The following is a 24,046-nucleotide window of genomic DNA, read 5'->3' as shown; positions in this document are numbered from 1 at the left end:
AGTTGGTTCTATTTTAGAAATAGTTCCAGCTTTTTTATTTTTAAAACTATAAATTTTTTGAAAATTTTGATTATTTCTAATAAAAAATACTTTATTTAATTAAAATATTTGATAAAATAATGGTAAAAACGTGTTAATTTTTGCTTAAAAGATGATAACAGAGTCAAGCAAAGTTAACAGGTAAAATTACAGCATTAATAACTGAAACTATAATAAGTGTTTAAAATTGCAGTAAGAGTTGAAACTTGATGAAAATATCTATGATGTATTATCTAGAGATAAGGATTTCACTGACGCTGCAATAGATGTTACAGTAGATAGAGCAGTAATGGATGGAGGTGATTATATAGGAAGGGAGGCTTTTACAGTAACAATAACTGAACTATTAGAGAGTATTCTTATGGGAGGTGCTGCAATCGGATTTATTAGAAAAAAGAGTGGTAATAATTTGATAAAAACTATTATAAATTAACTGAGTGGGGGAGGAAAATATAAATGAAAAAAATAGTTTATAAATTAGTGGCTTTATTGTGTATTATATGTATTACTGGAACTGGGCTTACTGCTTGTGGAAATAAAAATGAATCACAAGTAAAAACTATTGTGGATTGTGTTGGTGATAAAGTAGAATGTCCTGCAGAAATAAATAAAGTAATTTGTGTTTCTCAAAATGCCATGGAATTTATGGTTGCAATGGGGCTAGAGGATCATCTTGTTGGAATTCATAAGTCTGTATTTTATCATACTTGGTCTAAAGAATATATATCTAATTTAGATAAACTTAAAGGATTTGGTTATTCACCAACTGCTGAAGCTGTTTATGAGTCTGAAGCTGATCTTGTAATTGTAAAAGATGCTTCTACAGCAAGAGAATTAAGAGAAGCAGGAGTTACAGCAATTACTTTCTCATATGGAAATGATGAAGAACTTATTTTTGCTGTTGAGCTTCTTGGAGAAATCTTTGGTGAAAAAGCACAAGAGTATTCAGATAAGTGGATTTCTTATTATAAAGAAACTGTATCTGAAATTGAAAAAACTATTTCAAAACTAGACGATACAGAAAAACGTAAGGTTTATTTTATAGATGCTTCTGTTGCAATTGATGCTGGAGGATTGTGTACAACTGTAGGTGGGAGTTCGATTGTTGAACAATGGTTTGATAATATTGGTGCAATTTTAGTTACAAAAGAGTATGATAATATCGATTCTATAAATGAAGAAGCAATTTTACAAATTAATCCTGAAGCAATCATGATTGGTGGATGGTCAGAAAATACAAGAAAAGAGCAATTGCTTGCAGATACAAAATGGAAAAATATAGAAGCTGTAAAAAATGGTGATATTTATTTAACTCCAGTAGGTTTTACTTCTTTTGAACGATATGGTGTTGAGGCGCCACTTTTATTAAAATATTCAGCACAACAAATTTATCCTAAGCTTTTTGATTATGATGTTGTAAATGATTTCCAAGCATTTTTTGATGAATTTTATGGAATTCAAGTTTCAGAGGAAAAAATTAATTACATGCTTAAAGGACTTAGTCCAGATGGAAGCAGAATGGATTAAGAATATGATTCATAATGTAAATAAAACGGATAAAATAAAATATCATATTTGCATTTGTATTATGCTTATTCTTCTTATAATATCTATAACTGCATCATTAGTTTTAGGACAGTATAATATCTCAATTCCAGATGTATGTAAATCATTAAGTAATATTATTTTTAAAACAAATTTTATTGTAGATGCAACATCTGAAAAAGTTATAGAATTAATCCGTTTGCCACGTACTATTGCTGCATTTATTGTAGGAAGTTGTTTAGCTATGTCTGGAAGTACATTTCAAAGTACATTTAATAATAAACTTGTATCTCCAGATGTACTTGGAGTAAGTGCTGGGGCTTGTGTAGGTGCTGCAATTTCTATTTTATTAAATGTAAGTTCTTATTTTATAGGAATTTTTGCATTTATTTTTGGTATTATTTCTGTGTTTCTTGCATTATTATTACCAAAATTATTTAGAAATTCTAGAACTATTGCATTGGTATTGTCAGGTATTATAGTTGGATCTTTAATGAATTCTATAATAGGATTAATTAAATTCGTTGCAGATAATGAAGAAAAATTAGCCGAAATTACTTTTTGGATTATGGGAGAACTTTCTGGTGTTTCTTATGCAAATATTTTTACTGTATTGCCGATTTATATTATTGCATTAACTGGAATCATGCTTCTGCGTTGGAAAATAAATGTATTGTCACTTGGAGAAGATGAAGCAATTTCAGTAGGATTGAATTACAAATTTTATAGATTTCTTGTTATTATCTTCTCCACTTGTTTAACGGCCGCATCTGTTAGTTTAAGTGGTAATGTAGGTTGGGTAGGATTAGTTGTTCCACATATAAGTAGAGCACTTGTTGGAGGAGATAATAGATATTCTATTCCGATATCATTTATTTTTGGTGGTATTTTTATGATTTTAGTAGATTTGGTTGCACGTAATTTATCTGTAAATGAAATACCATTAAGTATTATAACTGGATTATTGGGTACATTTATATATACAATTGTACTAATCAGGAAGGGTAGCGATATCAATGAATAAATATATTTCTGTTAAAAATATTAGTTGTTGTTATGGGAAAAAAGAGGTTCTTTCTGATATATCTATGGACATAGATAAAGGTAAAATTTTATTTCTTATGGGAAACAATGGTTCTGGTAAAACAACATTGCTTAAGTGCTTGTTGAATAATATACCTATTCAAAAGGGTTCGATTTTGTTTGACGGTAAATTAGTGTCAGATATATCTAAGAGTGACTTTTCGAAAATGATTAGTTATGTTCCGCAAAATATTAATTTAAATTGCGATTTGAAAGTGAAAGATTATCTCGTATTGGGAAGAAATCCATATATTGCTTTTGGAAGTCCAACAAGTTCTGATTATGAAATTGTAGAAAAATACGCTTTACAAACGGGTGTTTTGGAAATATTAACACAACCATTTAACTCGCTTTCAGGAGGGCAAAAACAATGGGTAACAATTACACGTGCTCTTATTCAAGAAGCTCCTGTTTTAGTAATGGATGAACCAATGTCTGCATTAGATTTAGAAAAGCAAGCCGAATTATTGATTCTTTTAAAGAGGCTTAAAGATGAATTTGGAAAGACCATAATTCTTACAAGTCATAATCCAAATCATTGTTTTTGTGTGGACTCTATTGTGTGTCTTTTAAATCATAAGCATGTTTTAGCATTTGGAAATCCAAAACAAGTATTTACCCAAGAACACATATATGATGTTTATGGACCGCATATTTTGCTTCGTACTGATAATCTTATTGAATTTAGTTTGTAAAAAAATTAAAAAAGATTATCATTTAATAATTTATTATATATTTGAATTTCTAGATGATTAACAAAATAAAGTTAGGTAAGAGATATTATTAATTATAAATCGATGTAAGAATAGTAATAAGGTGGTGAAGATAATGGATTTATTGCTAAACAAAGTACTAAATTTAACAAGAGAAGAAATAGAAAACAGCAAGATTGAGTTTAACATGAAAGCTGGAAAAGGTGGACAATCGTTCATTGACAGATGGCTTAAACATACAGAAGAAGAAAAAGCAACTGGTACTTGTAAGGACTGTTCCTATTGGGGTTGGTATGGAGATAAAAGAAATTTCCGTCCAGGACAATGGGTGTTTAGTTTTTCAAGAATGACCGATGATGAATGGTTATTAATTTCTGTAGCAAAGATAATTGATACACCTAAAGATACTTGGGCTAATGTAGAGATTCTTGATAGATTTAAGCCGTTTTTTGGACGCTTAATTGTTAAATGTAAAAAAGGAAATACTTTTTCTAGATATGTGTTTAATTTAAATAAATATCTTGAACAAATAACAGTTAAAGAAATCTTACCTTTTATTTATAGCGGAGAAACATTTGAAGGTTATGACAGAGTTCACTTGCCATTTCATAGATTAGAAGATATATTCAATGGCAGAATGCTACCAACATATTATGAGGCATTAAAGAAGGTTACAGGTGTGTATTGTCTTACAGATACACATACTGGAAAGCTTTACATTGGATCTGCTACTGGTGAAGAAGGAGTTGCTCAAAGATGGGGAAACTACTTAGACTCAAAACATGGTGGAAATAAAAAGTTAATTGAACTTTATGAGAAGAAGGGTGCAGAGTATTTTGAAAAGTATTTTACATATACATTGCTTGAGTATTTTAATTTATCATATGATCCAATTAAAATTCTAGAAAGAGAACAATATTGGAAGAAATGTTTAGGTACTATTAAGAATGGATATAACGATAACTAGTATATGATTTGTGTTATGTATATTGTTTGATAAAAAAAGTATAGTTTTAAATACAATTAAAAGTATTATTTTTACATATTGAAAAATGTGAGTTCTACTTTATAAATTAATACTCCTTGCTATAATTTAATTAATAATTTGAAAACAAATTATTAATTAAATCATTAGGGGGTACTGGTATTATGAGCAAAAAAAGAATTGTTTTACTTATTGTATCAGCACTGCTGATTATCTTCGGAATTTACACAATGAATCTAAGTGATGAAGGTCCAGGTGATATAGAAGCATACACTGGAAAATTAACTATGTTGGAAGGAGCAGAAGATCCAGACTTCGGTATTAAGGTGGATAGTCCTATTCTGATTCGTAAGGTAGAGATGTATCAATATTATAAGTTTAATGAAAAATTAAGAAAGGATTTTTTTGATAAACATCATCCACAGGTTAAAATGGAAATATTTAAGAAAGAACGTATATTTAAGAATCCTGCATTTCCAAGTGAGCCAAAAGCAGAAGTATTTTGTGGTAAAGTGAAGATAGGTGATAGTGATCTTCTTCTAAGTGATGAAATACTTGAAAAATTTAGCCTTAAAAAATATGTTAATTTTGAAACACAGCCTGAAAAGTTGGAAGTCAGTGGTTTGAAAAATGGAAAGAAAGTGTTTGACCTTGTGCCAATAGACGATAAAACATATAGTAATTCTGTTGATGGAGATTGGGATGTTGGTGACTTGCGTGTTACTTGGTATTCTATTGATCCCGATGACCTAGCTGATGTTTATACGGCTGCTGGTATTGTTAAAGATGGAGTTATTGGTGAGAAAGATTATGCAGTTTATATCTATGACCGTGAAATTAGTAAGGATGAAATTGTTAGTAATTCTTCTAGTAACAATAAAACAGCTGGTATTGGATTAATTGCAGTTGGTTTAATAGGTGCAGTTATTTGCTTGATTCCATTATTTAAAAAGAATTAAAAATATTGTAGGATAAAGCCTTTCTCTACATTCGATGATATATACATAATATTATCGAATATTGGTAAATTATAAAGCTACTACTGGATTCTTTTAAGATTAACAGTTATGGCTTTTTTAATATAGGAATGCTATTTAGTAGATTGTATGAAGAGTCGAAAAAGACGCAACAAATATTGAAAGAGAGAATAGAAAAACAAGAAAAACATAAAAAAAAACTCTGTACAATGAAAGCGCAAAAAGTTATAATATAGTAAATAAAATAAAAATTATATATAAGGAATTGATTATCTGCAAACAAATTCCTTTTAATTATGACCTAGGCATAACTAAAAAAAGTGTTATGCTTTTTTTTGTTTAAAAATAGCACATCTATATAAAATATTTATATCAATTTATTTATATTGCATTTAAAATATTGTGGTTAGTTCCAATAATTGTATAATTATAATAAGAAAATTTACAATTTAAGGGAGATGATACTATGAAACCAATTGTAGGAGTTATTCCACTTTGGGATGATGAAAAAGAGAGTATATGGATGTTACCAGGATATATGAATGCTTTAGAAAATAATGGTGCAGTTCCGATTATTTTACCTTTATCCACAGATAAAGAGGTTTTAGATAAATGCTTTGATATGGTCGATGGGATTTTATTCACAGGTGGACACGATGTAAACCCCAAATTTTACAATCAAAAAAATGAAAAATGTGGATTATTATGTGATTCTCGCGATGAAATGGAAAAATATTTATTTACAAAGGCCATAGAAAATGACAAGCCTGTTCTTGGTATTTGCAGGGGCATTCAGTTGTTTAACGCATTATTGGGGGGAACATTATATCAAGACTTACCAACAGAATACCCTTCAGAAACTAAACATTCTATGACAAAACCATATAACCGAGGTGTACATACTGTGGATATTTTGAAAGATACTCCATTGTTTAAAATAATTGGTGTGGATAAATTGTCAGTAAATAGTTATCATCATCAAGCTATAAAAGACCTAGCTCTAAATGTAGTTGCAAATGCGATTTCAGAGGATGGATTAGTTGAGGCGATTACTTTGCCTAATAAAAAATTTGTCATGGCAGTGCAATGGCATCCAGAGTTTTTATGGGAGGATAGCAAAGAAAATAATGCTATAATCAGAGCTTTTGTTAAGGCTATAGATAAGTAAATATTAGAAGAAGGTGAATCATTGAAAATCAATAGATTATTTGAAATAGTATATTTGTTACTTCAAAAAGATAGAATAACTGCCTCTGAGCTCGCGGATAGATTTGAGGTTTCAACTAGAACAATTTACAGAGATGTAGATATGTTATCTTCTGCTGGAATACCTATTTATATGAACAAAGGTAGAGGTGGGGGAATATCTCTTTTGCCTGATTTTGTACTGGATAAGAGTGTTTTGACGGAGGAGGATAAGGAAAATATTTTATCTTCATTGAGTGCTTTTAAATCTGTAGATTTAAGAGAAAAAAATGAGCTTTTAGAAAAATTCACAAGTATTTTTGGTGAATCTTATATAGATTGGATTGAGGTAGATTTTTCTTCATGGTCAAACCAAAATGATCAAGCAGATATTTTTAAAAATTTGAAAAATGCTATCTGTAAAAGAAAACTAGTAACATTTATTTATTCGAATTCCAAGGGCAATAAAGAAGAAAGATATGTCGAACCATTGAAATTATGCTTTAAAGGAGAAGCCTGGTATTTATATGGTTATTGTAGGAAACGTCAAGACTACAGATTTTTTAAACTAATGCGAGTAAAAGATTTAAAAATTACAGAAGAAGTTATAGAGCATACAACATATGGTCAAGTTTTGCACGAAGAAAATAAATATGTCGAAAAGCTTGTACATTTAAAATTACATATAGATAAGCAGATGGCTTATAGGGTTTATGATGAATTTGAAGATTATAAAAAAACAGAGGATGAAGATTTTATTGTAGAAATAGATTTACCTGATGATCAATGGACACTTTATTATATATCGACTTTTGGACCTTATTGCGAAGTTTTAGAGCCAAAGGAAGTGCGTGAAAAATTAAAACAACAACTACAAGAAACTTTGAATTTATACAAGTAGAAAATTTAAAATAAGACAAATATATGTCATATTTAAAATACTATAATTATTACATAGAAAATATTACTTTAAAAAAATTTAGGAGGTTTACTATGGAATATGAAATAGTTAATTTAAAAGAAAAAATACTTGTTGGTTTAAGTGCAACAACATCTAATACTTCCGAAGATATGGGACAAGTTATAGGAGGACTATGGGAAAACTTTTATAAAAATGGAATAAATGAAAAATTAAAAAATAGAGTGAATGATTTTTCTATAGGACTTTATTCTGATTACGCTGGAGAAAATTATTTGGTAACAGTAGGTAATGAAGTATCATCTGAAGAAGATGACAAGTTAATAAAAAATTACAATTTGACAAAAAAAATTATTCCAGCAGGAAAATATGCAAGATTTTCTATTCGAGGAAATATGGTGACTGCTGTAGCAGAGGCTTGGCAACAAATTTGGGAAATGAATTTAGATAGAAGCTTTGTTGCAGATTTTGAGGAATATAAAAATGCAGAAATCGATGATGCAGAGATTGATATTTATGTAGCATTAAAATAAAAAATAGAGGTCTATCGCAAGTTTTTTTGCGACAGCCTCTTATTTATTTTTATACGAAAACTTCTGTCTTTTTAGGCTCAGTTTTAGCAATTAATTTACCATTTTTATAAGATGCTAAAACAGGTTCATCATAATTTAGTGCATCGTAGTAATTTTTAGCATTCATTATTACAAAGCTAGCATCATTACCTTCCTTGATACCGTATCCATCTCCAAGGTGAAGAGTACGAGCAGCATTAGTTGTTACGAATTTATATGAATTCATAATTTCTTCATATCCTAGCATATGACCTGCATATAATCCCATAAAAACAGCATCACGCATACTTGCGTTACCAAGTGGATTCCATGGATCGAAAATATCATCATTTCCGAAGGAAACATTGCATCCTTCTGCAGTGAGCTCTTTAACACGAGTAAGACTTCTGCGTTTAGGATAAGTATCTACACGACCACCTAAGTGCATATTAACACAAGGGTTAGCTACAAAGTTAATACCAGACATTTTTAATAAACGCATTAAACGAATCATATAGGCATTATTGTAGCTGTGCATTGCAGTAGTATGAGAAGCAGTAACCATATCTCTCATACCAGTTTCATAGGCTCTTGTTGCAAGAGTTTCTAGTCCCCTAGAAGCCTCGTCATCTATTTCATCACAGTGCACATCGATAAGCTTGTTGTATTTTTGAGCTAATTCGAAGCATATATTTAGAGATTCTACACTATATTCACGAGTGAATTCAAAGTGAGGGATTGCACCTGCTGCATCTGCTCCCATTTTTAGTGCTTCCTCTAGTAATTCTTTCCCTTTTGGGTAGCTTAGAATACCATATTGAGGGAATGCAACAATTTGGATATCGATAAAATCCTTTACTTCTTCACGAAGCTCTAAGATAGCTTCTAATGCAGTTAATTTAGGGTCATTTATATCTACATGAGTACGAACGTGTTGAACACCATTAGCTGCTTGCATACGAACTACTTTGTTTACACGATTTTTTACGTCTTCTTTAGTAAGGAATTCTTTTCTTTCCTCCCATCTTTCTATACCTTCAAATAGAGTCCCACTCATATTCCAACGAGGTTGACCAGCTGTCAAACAAGTATCTAGATGCACATGAGATTCTACAAAAGGAGGTAGAATTAATTTATCAGTACAATCTACAACCTCTTCTCCAGGACGAGCTTCTAGATTTGCTCCTATTTGTTCAAATTTACCATCAGTAACACGAATATCTACAGATTCTACAGAATTTTCAATATGTCCATTTTTAAATAACATGATTAAGCCTCCTCATTATCTTTTGAAAAAATTTGTCCTACAAAGTAACAAACTGCAGCTATTACCATAGCATTAATAGCAGCTATTCCCCATTGTAATGTATTGGCAACTACGGCACCAATAACAATACCTAATACATTAAACCAATTTACAACTGGTAATTTGCGTTCGCCGTCGTATTTTTGGCGATTTTTAAAGAAATCTAAAATTACTATGATACCTATTGGAGGTAGAGCGCAGTTTAATATATTCAACCAACCAGTGAAGTTCCAATACAGCCAAATAGCTAGTGCAGTACCGACAATACCAGCGATCCAAGTAGTAAGCTTCATACGAGCACCAGTTATATTAGAAAGTGCTAAACCACCAGTGTATAAAGCATTATTATTTGTTGTCCAAATATTAGCACCTAATACTATTAGAGCAGGAATAGCAAGTCCTTGTGCAATCATAACATAGAATATATCGTCTTTGCCTGTGAATGCACCACCTACTGCACCGAAGCAGAACATAAGAGTATTTCCTAAGAAGAAAGCAATTACAGTAGTCCATACTGCAACCTTGTTGTTTTTAGCAAAACGTATAAAGTTAGGTGTTGCAGTTCCTCCAGATATAAACGAACCAATAACATAGCCTATACCAGTAAATAGAGTTATTTGTCCAGCTGATTGATTAAATATAGTAACTAGACCTCCACCTTCAGTAGTTGCTCCGAACATAGAATAAACACCTAGAATTACTATCAAAGGAACCGAAATAGTACTTACGACTTCTAATGCTTTCATACCAGTTGCAGCAGTTGCAGTCATTAAAAGACCAGCTATTATAGTAAGTACCCATTCATTTATACCTAATAATTGAGCTGCAGGAATTGAAAACATTGCAACCCCAACACCAAACCAGCCGATTTGAGTAAATCCTAGTACGAATGATGATAGATAAGATCCCTTTTTACCAAATGCATTACGGCATAAAAGATCCATATTCATACCAGTATCTGAACCAATATAGGCTAATAGACCGCAATATGCAGATAAAATTATACCACCTATAACACAAGCCAAAATAAAATTGCTAAGATCTAGTCCATTACCTAATTTACTACCAACACTCATGCTGGCAGAGAAGAATGTGAAGCCGAGCATTACAAAGAACATACTACGGAAACCTTTTCTGGCGGAATCCGGCACTCTTTCTAATGAAAAGTCAGCATCTTCAGATGTTACTTTTTTGTTTTTAGTTTCCATAAAATCTCCCCTTCTTTATTTATTTTATATTTGGATTATATGTAGCAATACATATCTATCCCTAAATTTAAGTCTATCAAAATAATAAAAAAAATAATAGGAGTATCTTGTAAAAAATGTAATTTTGAGATTTATAATATAAATAAAGTATTATTAGGAGGTGTTGTTATGACAGATGAAGAAAAAATATTTGCAGGAAAGCTATTTGATGCTAGAACAAAGGAATTAAAGGATATAAAACACAAGGCACATATTCTTTGTCAAAAATTTAATACAATGGATGAATACGATGAAGCTAGATTGCCGATAATAAAAGAATTTATAGGCAAAATCGGGGAAAAATATTATTTCCAAGGACCTATACAATTTAATTACGGAACACATACCTTTATAGGTGAAAATTTCTTCTCAAATTTTAATTTAATGGTTATGGACGATGCTAGAATCTACATAGGCGACAATGTTATGTTTGGTCCAAATGTATCATTGATGGCTACAAATCACCCACTAATTGCTCAGGAGAGAATAGCTATGAAATATCCAGATGGACATGTATCTATGTCTGAATTTGCAGATGAAATTCATATAGGCAATAACGTATGGTTGGCGGCAAATGTAGTAGTTTTAGGCGGAGTTACGATAGGGGATAACGCTGTAATCGGAGCAGGAAGTGTAGTGACAAAGGATATACCAGCTAACTATCTTGCTTATGGAGTTCCTTGTAAGCCAGTCAGAGAAATTACAGAAGAAGATTCAAAGATGCATTTACTTTAAATTATTAAAAAGGACATATAAATAGCGCCCCTAAATATATTTGAGGGCGCTGATATTTTTATGCATATATTATAAGTAATCCAACTGCCATTCCTATAATAGTTGAGAATGCTGGCAATTTGCTTCGATAAAGTAAAATTGCTTGAGGTAAGATTTCTCCAAACACGACGTATAGCATCGCACCACTTGCAAAGCAAAGACTAAGTGCCAATCCTAAAGGTCCAATATCACCTATAACATAACCAAGTAATCCACCTATGATAGTAGGAACACCACTTAGAGCAGTTATTAATATGGCTTTTGGTTTAGGCATACCACCGCTGATTAATGGAACAGAAACTGCCATGCCCTCTGGTATATTATGAAGTCCGATAAGTACAGATAAAATTAATGCTGAATTTACTAATACACCATCAGTATTTGCAAAAGATGCTCCTATTGTCATGCCTTCTGGTATATTGTGAAGCGCAATTGCACATGCCATAACTACACCAGCTATAAATAAAGATATAGAGTTATCCTTTTTCTTAATATGTTCATTTAAATGATTACTATGTATTAATTCATCTAGTGCATCAGCCGTTTGAGGATGATTTGAATCAATATGCGGAACCTCAGGATTAGTACGTTTATCTATTAAATAGTTTAATAAATATACGATTGCTACACCGAGAAGTATTGTTAATATGATAATATTTATATTAGTTTTTGTTTCAATTGCACTTAAAACTAAGTCGAAGCAAACAATGCTTATCATTACCCCGCCTGCAAAGCTTAGAAGTAAGCTTACTGTTCGGCTAGAGTCTTTTTTAAATAATGCACCTACAACTCCACCTAATCCCGTTCCAACAGCGCCTGCAATAGTTGTAACTAAAATTAGAGTTCCTATATTTCCCATGGTTGATCCCCCCTAAAATTTGAAAATATAATATATCATTATTAGTTTTGTAATACATATGGCGTTATATCATAAAAAGTATAAGTAAGTTTTTGTCATATGTTTGAAAAAATTGTATTAATTTGGTATTATAAGACTTTTTTATTATAACATAGTATTAATATAAATAAACATATAGGATTGAATTTTATATGAGAATATAATATAGTATAATATTTAATAAGAAAATAAAAATATTAATAAAAATTAATCTACAGGATATAGAAAGGAGAAAATACTATGGAAAAGGAATTATGGTCAGATCGTAAGAGAGTACTTTTTTTGGGATTACCACTTAGTTTTACAACATATCGTCTAACAAGTAACCGTCTTTTTATAAATTCGGGATTTTTAACTCAAAAACAAGATGAGGTTAGATTATACAGAATAACAGATGTGTCTTTAAGTAGAACTTTAATGCAAAGAATTTTTGGACTAAGTACAATTCATTGTAACTCTAGTGATAAAACATTAGGTAATTTTGACATTATAAATGTAAAAGATGGAGAAAATGTAAAAGAGTTATTATCACAAAGTGTTGAAGAAGAAAGAATGGCTAGAAGAGTCTACACTAGAGAAAATATGGTTGATACAGTCGATGATGGAGATCAAGATCAGGATCAAGATTAGGAATTCATTATGAGAATTATTATTTCACCTGCTAAGAAGATGAATGTAAGCGATGATATTTTTGAATATAGAGATATGCCTATATTTTTAGATAAAGCTGAGGAACTCAAGAATTATATAAAGAGTTTACCTTATGAGGAATGTAAATCTATATGGAAATGTAACGATAAAATTGCTGAATTAAACTACAGTAGATTTCAAAATATGAATTTAAACAAGCGACTAACTCCAGCGATATTTTCATATGAGGGTATTCAGTATCAGTATATGGGAGTTAAGGTTTTGGATCAAAGTTCACTTGAATATCTTCAAGAGCATCTTAGAATTTTATCTGGATTTTACGGTATATTGAGACCACTTGATGGAGTAGTTCCATATCGACTTGAAATGCAGGCAAAGCTAATAAAGCATCAGAATAAAAATTTATACGACTACTGGTCTGATCAAATAGCAGCGCAGTTGTTTTCTGAAACTGATTTAATAATAAATTTAGCATCCAAAGAATATAGCAAATGCATAGAAAAATATCTGCCTAAGAATGAAGAGAGTATAATAAATTCTAAAGAGGGCGCATATAATAAAAAAATTGAATTTATAACATGCACATTTGGAGAATTAAAGGATGAGAAGGTAGTTGAAAAGGGAACGATTGTAAAAATGGCTAGAGGTCAGATGGTAAAATATTTGGCAGAGAATAATGTTACTAGTTTAGAGGAATTAAAAAAATTTAATAGTATGGGTTATAAATACAGTGAGGCTAGATCTCAGAAGGATAACTATGTATTTATAAAAGAATAATTGACAATTTAATTTTAGGTATTTTATAATTAATTTATTCTATAGTAATTTTAAATTGGATTTTGAAAATTTAATAGCTCCTATGAGGGAGTAGTTTGCGGCGGAGCCGTTGTAATGTCGACATAATGATTATAAAATCCGGTATTACATTAAAAAACGAGACTCATAGATAATGATATGTTTAAAATTTGAGTATTTTAGATATGTTATTATCTGTGAGTCTTTTTTATTTTTAAGGAGGAAAGAAATGGGATTATTAGAACTTTTTATTTTGGCCATAGGCCTATCTATGGATGCATTTGCTGTATCAATTTGCAAAGGTCTTGCTTTACCAAAAATAAACCTAAAATCAGCGAGTATTGTAGGTTTATGGTTTGGATTTTTTCAGGCGTTAATGCCTTTAATAGGATATTTATTAGGTGTTAATTTTAGAATATATATAGTGAGCATTGACCATTGGATAGCGTTTGGATTGCTTGCTTTGATTGGAGCAAATATGATAAAAGAGGCTTTATCAGATGATGAGGAGGAAAATCAAGCTAGTATTGAAGTTGATAATGGTGTAGCTATAACTCAAAGCTGTATAGAAGATAATATTAAAGAAATTTTAGGCGTTAAAACAATGTTTTTACTTGCAATAGCGACAAGTATAGACGCATTAGCTATGGGAGTTACATTCGCTTTTTTAGATGTAAATATCATACCTGCAATATGCTTTATAGGAATTGTTACATTTAGTTTTTCAGCAGTAGGCGTGAAAATAGGAAATGTATTTGGACTAAAATACAAATTAAAAGCCGAAATAACAGGAGGAATTATACTTATATTATTAGGATGTAAAATATTAATTGAGCATTTAGGTATTATCAATATGTTATAAAAAATATGTATAATTAAAAAAATATGAGGGTATAATATTTTTATAAATTTATATAAAGACATAAATAAATCAAATAGACATCAGGAGGAACAAAATGGAAGACAGAATAATATGCGAGTGCATGAATGTAAGCTATGAAGACATAAAAAACGCAGTAAAAGAAGGAGCTAAAACTTTAGACGATATTAAAGAGGCTACAGAAGCAGGTACTATCTGTGGCATATGTGAAGATGATATACAAGAAGTACTAGATGAATTATTAAAATAATTTTAATCAAAAATCAACCTCATCAAGCTTTAAAATTTGGTGAGGTTTTTTTATAAAAAAATAACTCCTAGATAAAATTAAATTATCGAAGAGTTATTTGGAATAAATATATATTAAGTTGAATAGTGTTAACAAAATTAATTTAGCATATTATTAGCTGACTATTTTATAGTAGCTTCTAGCTGTGATTCTATAAACTACGGCATAGAATACTGAGAATAACAAGAATCCTCCGACAGTTGCCATAGCAAATAGCTTCACATTTGTAAGGTTCAATATAGCTAAAAGTCTAGTTATAAATGGGAATGCAAATGCTATATGGATACCAGCTACAATCAGTGGTAAGAAGAAAACTGTAAGCACTTGAGAGTGTATAGATTTTTTGATTTCTTCGTGGCTGATTCCTACCTTTTGCATTATTTCGAATCTACTCTTGTCATCGTATCCTTCAGAAATTTGTTTATAGTACATAATTAGTATAGTGGCTATTATGAATAATACTCCTAAAAATACACCTATGAAGTAAAGCCCACCGTACATTCCGATAAAATCATTCTTTTCAGTTTCACGACAATCGAAACGACCTTCATAGACATATTTATTTGTATTTTCTCCGTATGTTCCCATTTCTTGTATATCATTTTCAAATTTATTGTTTATGTCTAGTATTTTTTCAGTGTCTGCATCTACATTAAAGGCATAGTAATATTGAATACTAGACGCCATATCGCCGTATATTTCGTTTTGTATTTTATCTAAATCATTTATAACAGACATATCTTTGACTATCATAAAATGGCTACTAGCGACATCAGATGACATAATTCTATTATTAGGAAAATTATCTAATGTTTCTTTTACTTTAAATGTTTTATCTGAAAGCTTCATTTCTTTATAGTCGTACTTATCGCGATTAGAATATACAAGGACTTCATCAGCTTTTAGTGTTTCGTTTGAGTTAGTCATTTTATTATAATCGTCTAGAGTTATAAAAAATAAGTTTCTAATGTCATTTATCATATCTGAATACACAGGGTTATCTCTATACATTATAAAACTATCTTTATCTTGAACAACAGCGAAATTTAAGTAAGAGTAATCAATGATGTCTTTTGGTTCTAGATTACATTCATCTAATGTGTCTTTTACCCAAACTTTTAAATCAGATGCAGATTTCTCAGAGTATTCAAATGGTGTAAATATAAACTCCCTTGGATAAAAGTTATCTAAAACATCGTTCATACCATTCCATAGTGAAAATGTAGATGAAATCATTACTAATACCATAGTCGATAGCACGCATATATTGGCAAGACCTACTGCATTTTGTTTCATACGATATATCATACCTGATATAGATATGAAATTTTTAGTTTTATAGTAGTAGTTTTTATTTTTGCGTAGAGCTTTTAATAAAACTATGCTACCAGCTGTAAATAGAAGGTAAGTACCTATAATTACCAAAATTACTGCTATGAAGAACATATTTAATGTAGCTATCGGATTAGTAGTTGTAAGTGTAAGTGAAATATAGTAACCTGATCCTAAGCATATAGCTCCGATTAGTGCTATTAACCATTTTGCCTTTGGTTCTTTTTCTCCAACTGTACTACCTTGAAGTAATTCTATTGGTTTAGCTAGGTGAATTTGTCTGATACTGTTTAAGAATATCAGTACAAATATGCCAGTAAATAAAGTCAAGGTAGCAGGGAATGATTCAGGAGATATATGAAATCCTAGAGGAATTTCTACAGTAAACATAGATAATATTACTAAAAGCATTAATTTATCGAATAAAATTCCTACTACAAGACCTAAAACTAAGCTTATTATACTCATGATAAGTGTTTCACATAATACAACCATGGAGATATGTTTTTTCTCCATACCCAAGATATTGTAAAGACCGAATTCCTTTTTTCTACGCTTCATAAGGAAGCTATTTGTGTAAAACAAGAATATTACTGCAAATATTCCACATACCCATGTACCTAAGAATAATACATATTTCATTGAATCTGTTCCACATGCTTTAGTTATATTTGGGTTATTGCCTAGAGAGCATATGATGTAGAACATAGATATTGTAAGTATTGATGTAATCATATAAGGTACATATGTCTTTGCATTTTTCTTGATGTTTGTGATTGCTAATTTAAAATAAAAGAATCTACTCATTTCTAACACCACCTGTAGCAATCATAGTCAAAGTATCGGAAATTTTTTGATACATTTCTTGTTGAGAAGAAGAACCTCTATAAAGCTGATGGAATACTCTACCATCTTTTATAAATAAAACTCTCTTAGCACTGCTTGCTGCCTTTGTACTATGAGTTACCATTACTATTGTTTGACCTTCATTGTTTATATCCTCAAATAATTGTAGTAATTCATCAGAAGAGTGAGAGTCTAGAGCTCCAGTGGGTTCATCAGCTAGTATAAGCTGAGGATTAGTTATAAGCGCTCTTGCAATTGCAGCTCTCTGTTTTTGTCCACCTGATACTTCGTATGGATATTTTTCTAGCAAATCAGCTATACCTAATTTTTTTGCTAGAGGTTGTAAGCGTTCATTCATTTCATCAAATTTCTTACCTGATAAAACTAGTGGTAGAAATATATTATCCTTTAATGAAAATGTATCTAATAGGTTGAAATCTTGGAATACAAATCCTAAATTATTGCGTCGAAATGCTGAGATTTCTTTTTCCTTTATAGATACTATGTTTTTACCGTTTAGTAAAACCTCACCGCTAGTTGGTTTATCTAGTGAAGCTAGTATATTAAGTAAGGTAGTTTTACCTGAACCAGATTCACCCATTATAGCGACGTATTCTCCTTGTTCTACTGAAAATGATACATCAGATAATGCTTTAACTTGGTTAGAGCCAAAGCGAGTTGTATATACTTTTTTCAAATTATTAACTTGCAAAATTGCCATTCTAAAGACCTCCATTTATATTTTAATTTGTTGATTTCTTATTTATGAGTTAATTATAGCAAAAGGGGGAAATACTTAACCATTTCTTTGGCTTACATTTCCCCCTTTAAACTTACATTGATGTAATTTTGAGCTGTAATGTTTATTTTATTCTACATTTAGATTTATCATTGATAGATCTAGAATTACTTTAGTTCCTACGCCTATTTCGGATTCTATAGAAATTCTGTGAGATAGCTTACTCATTATCTTCTTACATAGGTAAAGTCCTAGACCTGTCGCTTTTTTGTCTGTTCTACCGTTGTATCCTGTGAAGCCTTTTTCGAAAATTCTAGGGATGTCTTCTTCAGCAATACCAATACCTGTATCCTCTATAACGAGTTTTTTATCTTCTAATGAATAAATTGAAATTTTACCTTTATTAGTATATTTGATAGCATTAGAAAGTAGCTGTTCTATTACAAATACCAGCCATTTCTCGTCAGTTAAAGCTTTGCAGTTTGTATTTTGAAAATCCAATGCAATTTTCTTTCTGATAAAAAGTGGAGCGTATTTTCTAATAGCTTGTCTTACTATATCGTCTAAATTGTATTCTTTTATTACAAAGTCGTTTCCGCTGTTGTCTAGTCTTATGTAAGATAATACCATTTCTACATATTGCTCGATTTTAAATAGCTCTGAGGAAAGATCACCTGATATTTCACTTTCAGATGTTTGTATTAGGAGCTTCATAGCTGATATAGGTGTTTTGATTTGGTGAACCCACATCGTATAGTAGTCGAGCATATCTGTCTTGGCTATATCTGATTTGGATATGTAATTTTTATAGTCTTTATTTATATTTAAAATTAAATTAGTGTAATCGCCTTCTATTAAATTTTTAGGTGTTGGTAAATTTTCTAATGATAGAGAAATTTCATTTTGTAAGTTATAAAGCTTAATATGTTTTTTATAGTAATCTATAAAATTTATACATATAGAAATCGCACCTATAAAGATGCACAAAATAGCTGAATATAAAATTGCCTCAAGCTCTAAATCGTATAGAGAAAATACTACACAAAATACAATTACAAATATTATAAATAGGATAATTGGCTTTATATACTGTTTTATATAGCTAGCAATTATATTTGTAAGCTTAATTTCACAATCGTTCATATTACTAGCCTCCTTAATTTATAATATATCCTAGACCTTTTTTAGTCTTGATGAAATTTTTAAGACCGATGGCCTCTAATTTTCTACGAAGTCTAGTGATGTTTACGTTTAATGTATTTTCCTCAACATAATTATCAGTTTCCCATAATTTTATCATTAGGTTATCTCTACTGACAGTTTTTCCTTTGTTTTCTAAAAGAGTTTGAAGTATCTTATATTCGTTTTTAGTCAATTCAACCTTTTCTCCTTTATATGAGATTGAATTGTCGTTTATATTTAAAATAGCTCCGTTGTGTTCTAATAAATTAGATTGAGTCGAAAAGTCGTAGGTACGTCTTAATATAGCCTGAATTTTAGCGATTAAAACGTGTAAATCAAAAGGCTTAGCTATAAAATCATCTCCACCCATATTCATAGCCATTACGATATTCATATTATCAGATGCAGAGGATATAAATACTATCGGCACCTTAGATAATTTTCTGATTTCAGTACACCAGTGGTATCCATTAAAAAACGGAAGTGTAATGTCTAAAAGCACTAATTGCGGATCGAACTCCACAAATTGAGGTATAATATCTTGAAAATCCGTAATCCTCTTAGCAGTAAATCCCCAGTTTGAGATTTCCTTTTCGATTGATTTTGCTATAATTTCATCGTCTTCTATAATTAAAATTTTATGCATAAAAACACCACCTTCTTATTTATAATAGGTATCTATTCCATCGGCAACACCCTGCATAAATTTCTTTTGATAAGCAGGATCATTTAAATTATAGTCATCAGTTTTATTGCTTATAAATCCCATTTCAAAAAGCACGCAAGGGACTTCAGACCAATTGAATCCAGTTAAATTCGAAGTTGGATAAATTTCATTTCCAAGCATTTTAATACCTTTGTTTTTTAACTTTTTATTTATCAGTTCAGATATATTATAGCTTTGCTTGCAGATAGATTTATATGCATTCGATGAGATATATTTGTTGTTAGATGCTGGAGTAAATATAGTTGCACCTTTTGTATCACTTTCTTCAGCAAAATTACAGTGTATTCTTATTGCTAAATCACAATTATTTTTATTTGCAAATTGTGCTCTTTTTATATTACTCATTTTTACATCGTTTATGTCTCTTATCATGATTACATCGTAGTCGCGACTTTCTAATATATCTCTAAGTACTTTAGATGCATTTAGATTAGTTTTGTACTCTGGAATTTTCGTATATGAGCCGACTGCACCGTAAGAAACCTTATATTTTAGTGTTGAGGATCCAGGGGCAATAGGTTCTTTAGAAGTATCGCCTACTGTTTGATGACCAGCATCTATACATATTCTGTATTTACCTTTTGTGTATTTACTTGATAAATATCCTATTTTTCCATTGCAATAAATTTTGCTCCAATTACCTGATTTAGATATTAGATAGATTTTTCTGCCTTTTGGAAGCTTAGATATTACTGAATAGCTTGTACCAGGTCCTTTTCTAAAGTTGACAGATGATGTTGTAGTTTGCTCCTTCATGATTGTTACGTATTTAGATAATATGTAGCCCGACTTTGTGCCTGATTTAACTTTAAGCCAGTTACCTTTATATCCTGTTACGGTTACAATGTTGTTTTTTGTTAGAGTTTTAAGCTTTGAAGAGCTAGTACTGCGCTCACTTCTTAAATATGTAGTATTTGCTGTGATAATAGCTGATTTAGTTGGTGAAGTTTGTGCTTTTGATATTATGCTATTATTTACAAAAAATATATTGAAAGTCAGTATAAATGTCAATAAAAGTGTAATTGATTTTTTCATATATAATCCCTCCTTCGAGTAAATTATATACTTATTTTAGCTTTATATCATGAAAATGTTTTTATTGTAAATAAAATGTAACCATTTATAAATGCTTCTAAAACATATTTATTTTTTATTTTCATAGTGGTATTATTATATATGGGTACAAGATTTCATATTTTAGAAATTTAAATAGTTTAAATTTTCAGAAAAATAAAAATGAAGTATGGAATTTATTTTAAATATTATATTTTAATAATTAATACTGAAAATAATTGAGGAGGAGTATGTAAAATGATTAATGTTTTATGTTATGGAGATTCAAACACCTATGGATATAATCCTCTTAATGGACAAAGATTTAATACAAATGAACGATGGACAGGAAGATTACAATCCATGCTAGGTAGAAATTACAAAATAATAGAAGAAGGCTTAAATGGCAGAACTACTATATTAGATGATCCAATGGGAGAAAATAGAAATGGAGAACAATACTTTGATGTCGCTTTAAAGAGCAACTATCCTGTGGATTTAGTAGTTATAATGCTAGGAAGTAATGATTTAAAGAAGAGATTTAACATGCCTGCTGCTGATATAGCAGATGGTGCAGGAAAGATAGTGGACAAGGCTATTAATTTTAGTAAGGCAAAAAATGAAGACCACAACCCATGTAAGGTATTATTAGTAGCTCCTATCCATATAGGAAAGGATATAGAAGAATCTCCTTATTCAGATTCATTTGGTGGAAATGTAGCGAGAGAAAAAAGTCTACAATTTTCTAAATGCTACGAAAAGGTAGCAAAGGATCATGGAGCTTATTTTATGGATGCAGGATTTTATGTTAATCCGAGCCATGAGGATTCACTACATTTAGATCAAGAAGGTCATAGAATTTTAGCTTATGCTTTTAAGGATAAAATAAAAGAAATTATGGAATAATTTTTAGATAAAGTGAGTATATTTTAATATGTTTTAACTTTTAAAAAAGAAAGTTGATAGGGAGCGGCGCTATCTTCTTTCTTTATTTTTTTGAAAATAGATTTATAAAGTTTATTTTAAAATAAAAATATAAAGATATATAAATGATATGAAATATAAGGAAAATTGTAAAATAAAAAATCAAAAAAAATTTGAAATATTGAAGGGATTTGAAAAGGTGTATAGAATTAATATATTAAGATTATCTTCCTTAATATTTTCAATATACATTTCAATCTCAAATATTGATTAAAAATTTTATAAAATCAGAGTGCGTAAACTTACAAGGTCTGGTTTTTAGATGTTTAGTTGGTGAAAATAGCGCCAACTATTTTTTTTGTGAAAATATTGATAGTATTAATGGAATTTTTGTACATTTCAATTAAAAAAATGTGAAAATAACAGGTTTTTAATTTATAATATAAGATATAATATTAACAAAGTTTATTTTAAAGGGGGCATGTACTATGAATAAAGTGTCGTATCCAAGAAATAAGGTTTTAGGTGGAATTTGGGGATTGATTATAGGTGATGCTGTGGGGGTACCATATGAATTTACTCCAAAGGAGAGGGTTCCGGAGTTAGATAAAATTGATATAATTACACCAGATGGTTTTAGAAAAACTTATAGCGATGTTCCTTTTGGGACATATTCAGATGACAGTGCCCAATTTTTATGCATTATGGATAGCTACATAGAATGTGATGGATTTGATATAGACGATGTAGCTAAGAAATTTTTGGCATGGCTGTCAGATGGATTATGGGCTGTCGATGGAAATATTTTTGATGTAGGAATACAAACCTTAAGAGCCTTAGCAGATTATGCAAGGGGTACAAGCCCAAGAAAATCTGGTCTATGTGAGCCAGAAGGAAAAGGAAATGGAGCTTTGATGAGAACATTGGCTCTAGCACTTCTTGAAAATGAAGGAGATGTAAAATTAGTTATTGATTCTCATGAACAGGCTATGATTACACATGGTCATATTTGTAACCATGTATGCTGTGCATTTTATAATTTAATAGCAAAATACATGCTTGAGGGCATGGCGTTTGAAGAAGCATATAATGATGCTGTTAAATCTCTTAGAAATATATATAAATATAAGGAAGAGTATTTATATGAATTTGAAAATAATATCTTGCCAGATGGAAATATAGTTGAAAGAGGTACTGGATATGTAATTGACTGCTTAAAGACTGCCTTTAAGGTTATTAGAGAGAGTAGCTCATATGAAGAAGCTATAAAAAAAGCGATAGCATTTGGCAATGACACCGACACAACAGCAGCTGTTGTAGGTGGATTAGCAGGAATTATTTATGGATTTGAGGGAATACCTACTAGATGGTATGAATTAATTAGAGGAAAAGAAGATATATTAAATTTAATAGATAAAATAAATTTTGAAGAAATCTAGATTTTTATCTAGATTTTTTTGTGCAAAAATTTTCTTATTTTTTAGAGTATGTTAAAATACATATAGGTTATTTTTAGAAATATATGGTTATAATTGAAACATTAAGGAGAAAAATATGGTTAAAATAGTAGCAAGTGACATGGATGGAACACTTTTAGACAGTCAAAAAAATTTTCCTAAAGAGATGGATTATGTTTTAGAAAAATTAAACGAAAAAAATGTTAGATTTATAGTGGCGAGTGGTAGACAATACTACAATTTAGCTGAGATATTTAAGAGATTCGATCAAGATTTAATTTATATAAGTGAAAATGGAAGTATGGTTTTAGATAACGATAAAATGATATATTTCGATGAAATAGATAAAGAAAAGTTATTTAAACCAATTGAAATAGCTAGAAAAATAAAGGGAACATCAATAGTATTATCTGGTGAAAAGGGAGCTTATACTGAAAATACAGGCGAATTTTTTCAAAAAAATGTGGCTATGTATTACGATAGAATAGAGGTATTAGATGATGTGTTAGATGTTGTCAGAGAGGGTAGAGATAGAATTTGTAAGATAGCATTATTCCACGATGAAAATTCTGAAAAATACCTATCTCATGAATTTGATGAGGTAGAGGATGATTTTTTAATTTGTGTATCTAGTGAATTTTGGATGGACTTTATGAATCCAGGAGTAAATAAAGGAGAAGCTATTAAGAGAATACAAGAATGTTATGACATAACTTACGATGAAACGATGGCTTTTGGAGATTATTTAAACGACTATGAAATGCTTCAAAGCTGTAAATACAGCTATGCTATGGAGAATGCACATCCTAAATTAAAAGAAATCAGCAACTACCAAGCTAAATCAAATGATGAAAATGGAGTTATGGAGGTTATAAAGAGCTACTTTAAAATTTAATTATTTGGATATAATAATTTAGAAATTAGAAATATACGGTGTATTTTATGAAAG

25 protein-coding genes are annotated in these 24,046 nt (G+C 30.2%); 17 read left to right on the top strand and 8 right to left on the bottom strand.

Translation table 11 applies throughout. The features are described 5' to 3' along the window. Positions 1 to 238: 238 nt before the first annotated feature. From SPD90_RS09855 to SPD90_RS09815, 9 genes are all read left to right on the top strand, one after another. A complete protein-coding gene (locus SPD90_RS09855; RefSeq protein ID WP_320627346.1) occupies positions 239 to 472 on the top strand; it encodes a hypothetical protein in 234 nt (77 codons plus the stop codon). A gap of 56 nt (positions 473 to 528) precedes the next feature. Beyond that, complete coding sequence (locus SPD90_RS09850; protein WP_320925111.1) at positions 529 to 1,566, top strand: ABC transporter substrate-binding protein; 1,038 nt, start codon at positions 529 to 531, stop codon at positions 1,564 to 1,566. Continuing rightward, positions 1,547 to 2,608 carry a FecCD family ABC transporter permease gene (locus tag SPD90_RS09845; RefSeq protein WP_320627344.1) on the top strand — a complete coding sequence of 354 codons (1,062 nt, stop codon included), beginning with the start codon at positions 1,547 to 1,549 and terminating at the stop codon, positions 2,606 to 2,608. The genes SPD90_RS09850 and SPD90_RS09845 overlap by 20 nt, the downstream gene beginning before the upstream one ends. Beyond that, complete coding sequence (locus SPD90_RS09840; RefSeq protein WP_320627343.1) at positions 2,601 to 3,362, top strand: ABC transporter ATP-binding protein; 762 nt, start codon at positions 2,601 to 2,603, stop codon at positions 3,360 to 3,362. Before SPD90_RS09845 ends, SPD90_RS09840 begins: the two co-directional genes overlap by 8 nt. Positions 3,363 to 3,495: 133 nt before the next feature. After that, positions 3,496 to 4,347, top strand: coding sequence for a GIY-YIG nuclease family protein (locus tag SPD90_RS09835; protein WP_320627342.1), 852 nt, complete (start codon positions 3,496 to 3,498; stop codon positions 4,345 to 4,347). A 182-nt stretch (positions 4,348 to 4,529) separates the two neighbouring features. Next, positions 4,530 to 5,324 carry a hypothetical protein gene (locus SPD90_RS09830; RefSeq protein ID WP_320925110.1) on the top strand — a complete coding sequence of 265 codons (795 nt, stop codon included), beginning with the start codon at positions 4,530 to 4,532 and terminating at the stop codon, positions 5,322 to 5,324. Positions 5,325 to 5,808: 484 nt separating this feature from the next. After that, positions 5,809 to 6,510, top strand: coding sequence for a gamma-glutamyl-gamma-aminobutyrate hydrolase family protein (locus SPD90_RS09825; RefSeq protein WP_320925109.1), 702 nt, complete (start codon positions 5,809 to 5,811; stop codon positions 6,508 to 6,510). Between the two features lie 21 nt (positions 6,511 to 6,531). Continuing rightward, positions 6,532 to 7,428 carry a helix-turn-helix transcriptional regulator gene (locus SPD90_RS09820; protein WP_320625230.1) on the top strand — a complete coding sequence of 299 codons (897 nt, stop codon included), beginning with the start codon at positions 6,532 to 6,534 and terminating at the stop codon, positions 7,426 to 7,428. Positions 7,429 to 7,520: 92 nt separating this feature from the next. After that, positions 7,521 to 7,979 carry a GyrI-like domain-containing protein gene (locus SPD90_RS09815; RefSeq protein WP_320625231.1) on the top strand — a complete coding sequence of 153 codons (459 nt, stop codon included), beginning with the start codon at positions 7,521 to 7,523 and terminating at the stop codon, positions 7,977 to 7,979. Between the two features lie 49 nt (positions 7,980 to 8,028). Here the strand turns inward: SPD90_RS09815 and codA are convergent, their stop codons facing one another. Both codA and codB read right to left on the bottom strand, forming a co-directional pair. Then, on the bottom strand, positions 8,029 to 9,264 hold the full coding sequence (gene codA, locus SPD90_RS09810; protein WP_320925108.1) for a cytosine deaminase: 1,236 nt from the start codon (positions 9,262 to 9,264) through the stop codon (positions 8,029 to 8,031). A gap of 2 nt (positions 9,265 to 9,266) precedes the next feature. Next, a complete protein-coding gene (codB, locus tag SPD90_RS09805; protein WP_320625233.1) occupies positions 9,267 to 10,511 on the bottom strand; it encodes a cytosine permease in 1,245 nt (414 codons plus the stop codon). Between the two features lie 168 nt (positions 10,512 to 10,679). Here codB and SPD90_RS09800 point away from each other — a divergent pair, with 168 nt between their 5' ends. Then, complete coding sequence (locus SPD90_RS09800; protein WP_320925107.1) at positions 10,680 to 11,285, top strand: sugar O-acetyltransferase; 606 nt, start codon at positions 10,680 to 10,682, stop codon at positions 11,283 to 11,285. A 58-nt stretch (positions 11,286 to 11,343) separates the two neighbouring features. On the opposite strand, the gene SPD90_RS09795 is transcribed toward SPD90_RS09800, so the two are convergent. Then, on the bottom strand, positions 11,344 to 12,183 hold the full coding sequence (locus tag SPD90_RS09795) for a ZIP family metal transporter (protein WP_320925106.1): 840 nt from the start codon (positions 12,181 to 12,183) through the stop codon (positions 11,344 to 11,346). Positions 12,184 to 12,462: 279 nt separating this feature from the next. Between SPD90_RS09795 and SPD90_RS09790 the strand changes: the two genes are divergently transcribed. From SPD90_RS09790 to SPD90_RS09775, 4 genes are all read left to right on the top strand, one after another. Continuing rightward, positions 12,463 to 12,852: a PH domain-containing protein gene (locus SPD90_RS09790; RefSeq protein ID WP_320925105.1), complete on the top strand. Its 390-nt coding sequence runs from the start codon at positions 12,463 to 12,465 to the stop codon at positions 12,850 to 12,852. A 9-nt stretch (positions 12,853 to 12,861) separates the two neighbouring features. Further along, the gene (gene yaaA, locus SPD90_RS09785) at positions 12,862 to 13,650 is read left to right on the top strand and encodes a peroxide stress protein YaaA (RefSeq protein WP_320925104.1); all 789 of its coding nucleotides are present in this window, start codon (positions 12,862 to 12,864) and stop codon (positions 13,648 to 13,650) included. A 247-nt stretch (positions 13,651 to 13,897) separates the two neighbouring features. After that, entirely contained in the window at positions 13,898 to 14,530 is a 633-nt protein-coding gene (locus SPD90_RS09780; RefSeq protein ID WP_320625627.1) for a manganese efflux pump MntP, read from the top strand. Between the two features lie 94 nt (positions 14,531 to 14,624). Continuing rightward, positions 14,625 to 14,798: a (2Fe-2S)-binding protein gene (locus SPD90_RS09775; RefSeq protein ID WP_290686004.1), complete on the top strand. Its 174-nt coding sequence runs from the start codon at positions 14,625 to 14,627 to the stop codon at positions 14,796 to 14,798. Between the two features lie 153 nt (positions 14,799 to 14,951). Here the strand turns inward: SPD90_RS09775 and SPD90_RS09770 are convergent, their stop codons facing one another. The 5 genes from SPD90_RS09770 to SPD90_RS09750 all read right to left on the bottom strand — a co-directional run bounded on the left by SPD90_RS09770 (position 14,952) and on the right by SPD90_RS09750 (position 20,698). Continuing rightward, entirely contained in the window at positions 14,952 to 16,976 is a 2,025-nt protein-coding gene (locus SPD90_RS09770; protein WP_320925103.1) for an ABC transporter permease, read from the bottom strand. After that, complete coding sequence (locus SPD90_RS09765; RefSeq protein WP_320925102.1) at positions 16,969 to 17,736, bottom strand: ABC transporter ATP-binding protein; 768 nt, start codon at positions 17,734 to 17,736, stop codon at positions 16,969 to 16,971. The genes SPD90_RS09770 and SPD90_RS09765 overlap by 8 nt, the downstream gene beginning before the upstream one ends. Positions 17,737 to 17,883: 147 nt before the next feature. Beyond that, complete coding sequence (locus SPD90_RS09760; RefSeq protein ID WP_320925101.1) at positions 17,884 to 18,897, bottom strand: ATP-binding protein; 1,014 nt, start codon at positions 18,895 to 18,897, stop codon at positions 17,884 to 17,886. A 13-nt stretch (positions 18,898 to 18,910) separates the two neighbouring features. After that, positions 18,911 to 19,582 (bottom strand): response regulator transcription factor, encoded by a 672-nt coding sequence (locus SPD90_RS09755; RefSeq protein WP_320624760.1) that lies wholly within the window; start codon positions 19,580 to 19,582, stop codon positions 18,911 to 18,913. A 15-nt stretch (positions 19,583 to 19,597) separates the two neighbouring features. Next, positions 19,598 to 20,698 (bottom strand): N-acetylmuramoyl-L-alanine amidase, encoded by a 1,101-nt coding sequence (locus SPD90_RS09750; RefSeq protein ID WP_320925100.1) that lies wholly within the window; start codon positions 20,696 to 20,698, stop codon positions 19,598 to 19,600. 276 nt (positions 20,699 to 20,974) lie between these two features. On the opposite strand from SPD90_RS09750, the gene SPD90_RS09745 reads away from it, so the two are divergent. From SPD90_RS09745 to SPD90_RS09735, 3 genes are all read left to right on the top strand, one after another. Then, the gene (locus SPD90_RS09745; protein WP_320625413.1) at positions 20,975 to 21,622 is read left to right on the top strand and encodes an SGNH/GDSL hydrolase family protein; all 648 of its coding nucleotides are present in this window, start codon (positions 20,975 to 20,977) and stop codon (positions 21,620 to 21,622) included. Positions 21,623 to 22,128: 506 nt separating this feature from the next. Next, the gene (locus tag SPD90_RS09740) at positions 22,129 to 23,079 is read left to right on the top strand and encodes an ADP-ribosylglycohydrolase family protein (RefSeq protein WP_320925099.1); all 951 of its coding nucleotides are present in this window, start codon (positions 22,129 to 22,131) and stop codon (positions 23,077 to 23,079) included. Between the two features lie 115 nt (positions 23,080 to 23,194). Next, positions 23,195 to 23,992 carry an HAD family hydrolase gene (locus SPD90_RS09735; protein ID WP_320925098.1) on the top strand — a complete coding sequence of 266 codons (798 nt, stop codon included), beginning with the start codon at positions 23,195 to 23,197 and terminating at the stop codon, positions 23,990 to 23,992. Positions 23,993 to 24,046 lie beyond the last annotated feature (54 nt).

It is taken from the genome of Intestinibacter sp. (assembly GCF_034113885.1).
In the GTDB taxonomy this organism is placed as follows: domain Bacteria; phylum Bacillota; class Clostridia; order Peptostreptococcales; family Peptostreptococcaceae; genus Intestinibacter.
The sequence above is the reverse complement of the archived record's forward strand: the minus strand, read 5'-3'. Positions and strand labels throughout refer to the sequence as shown.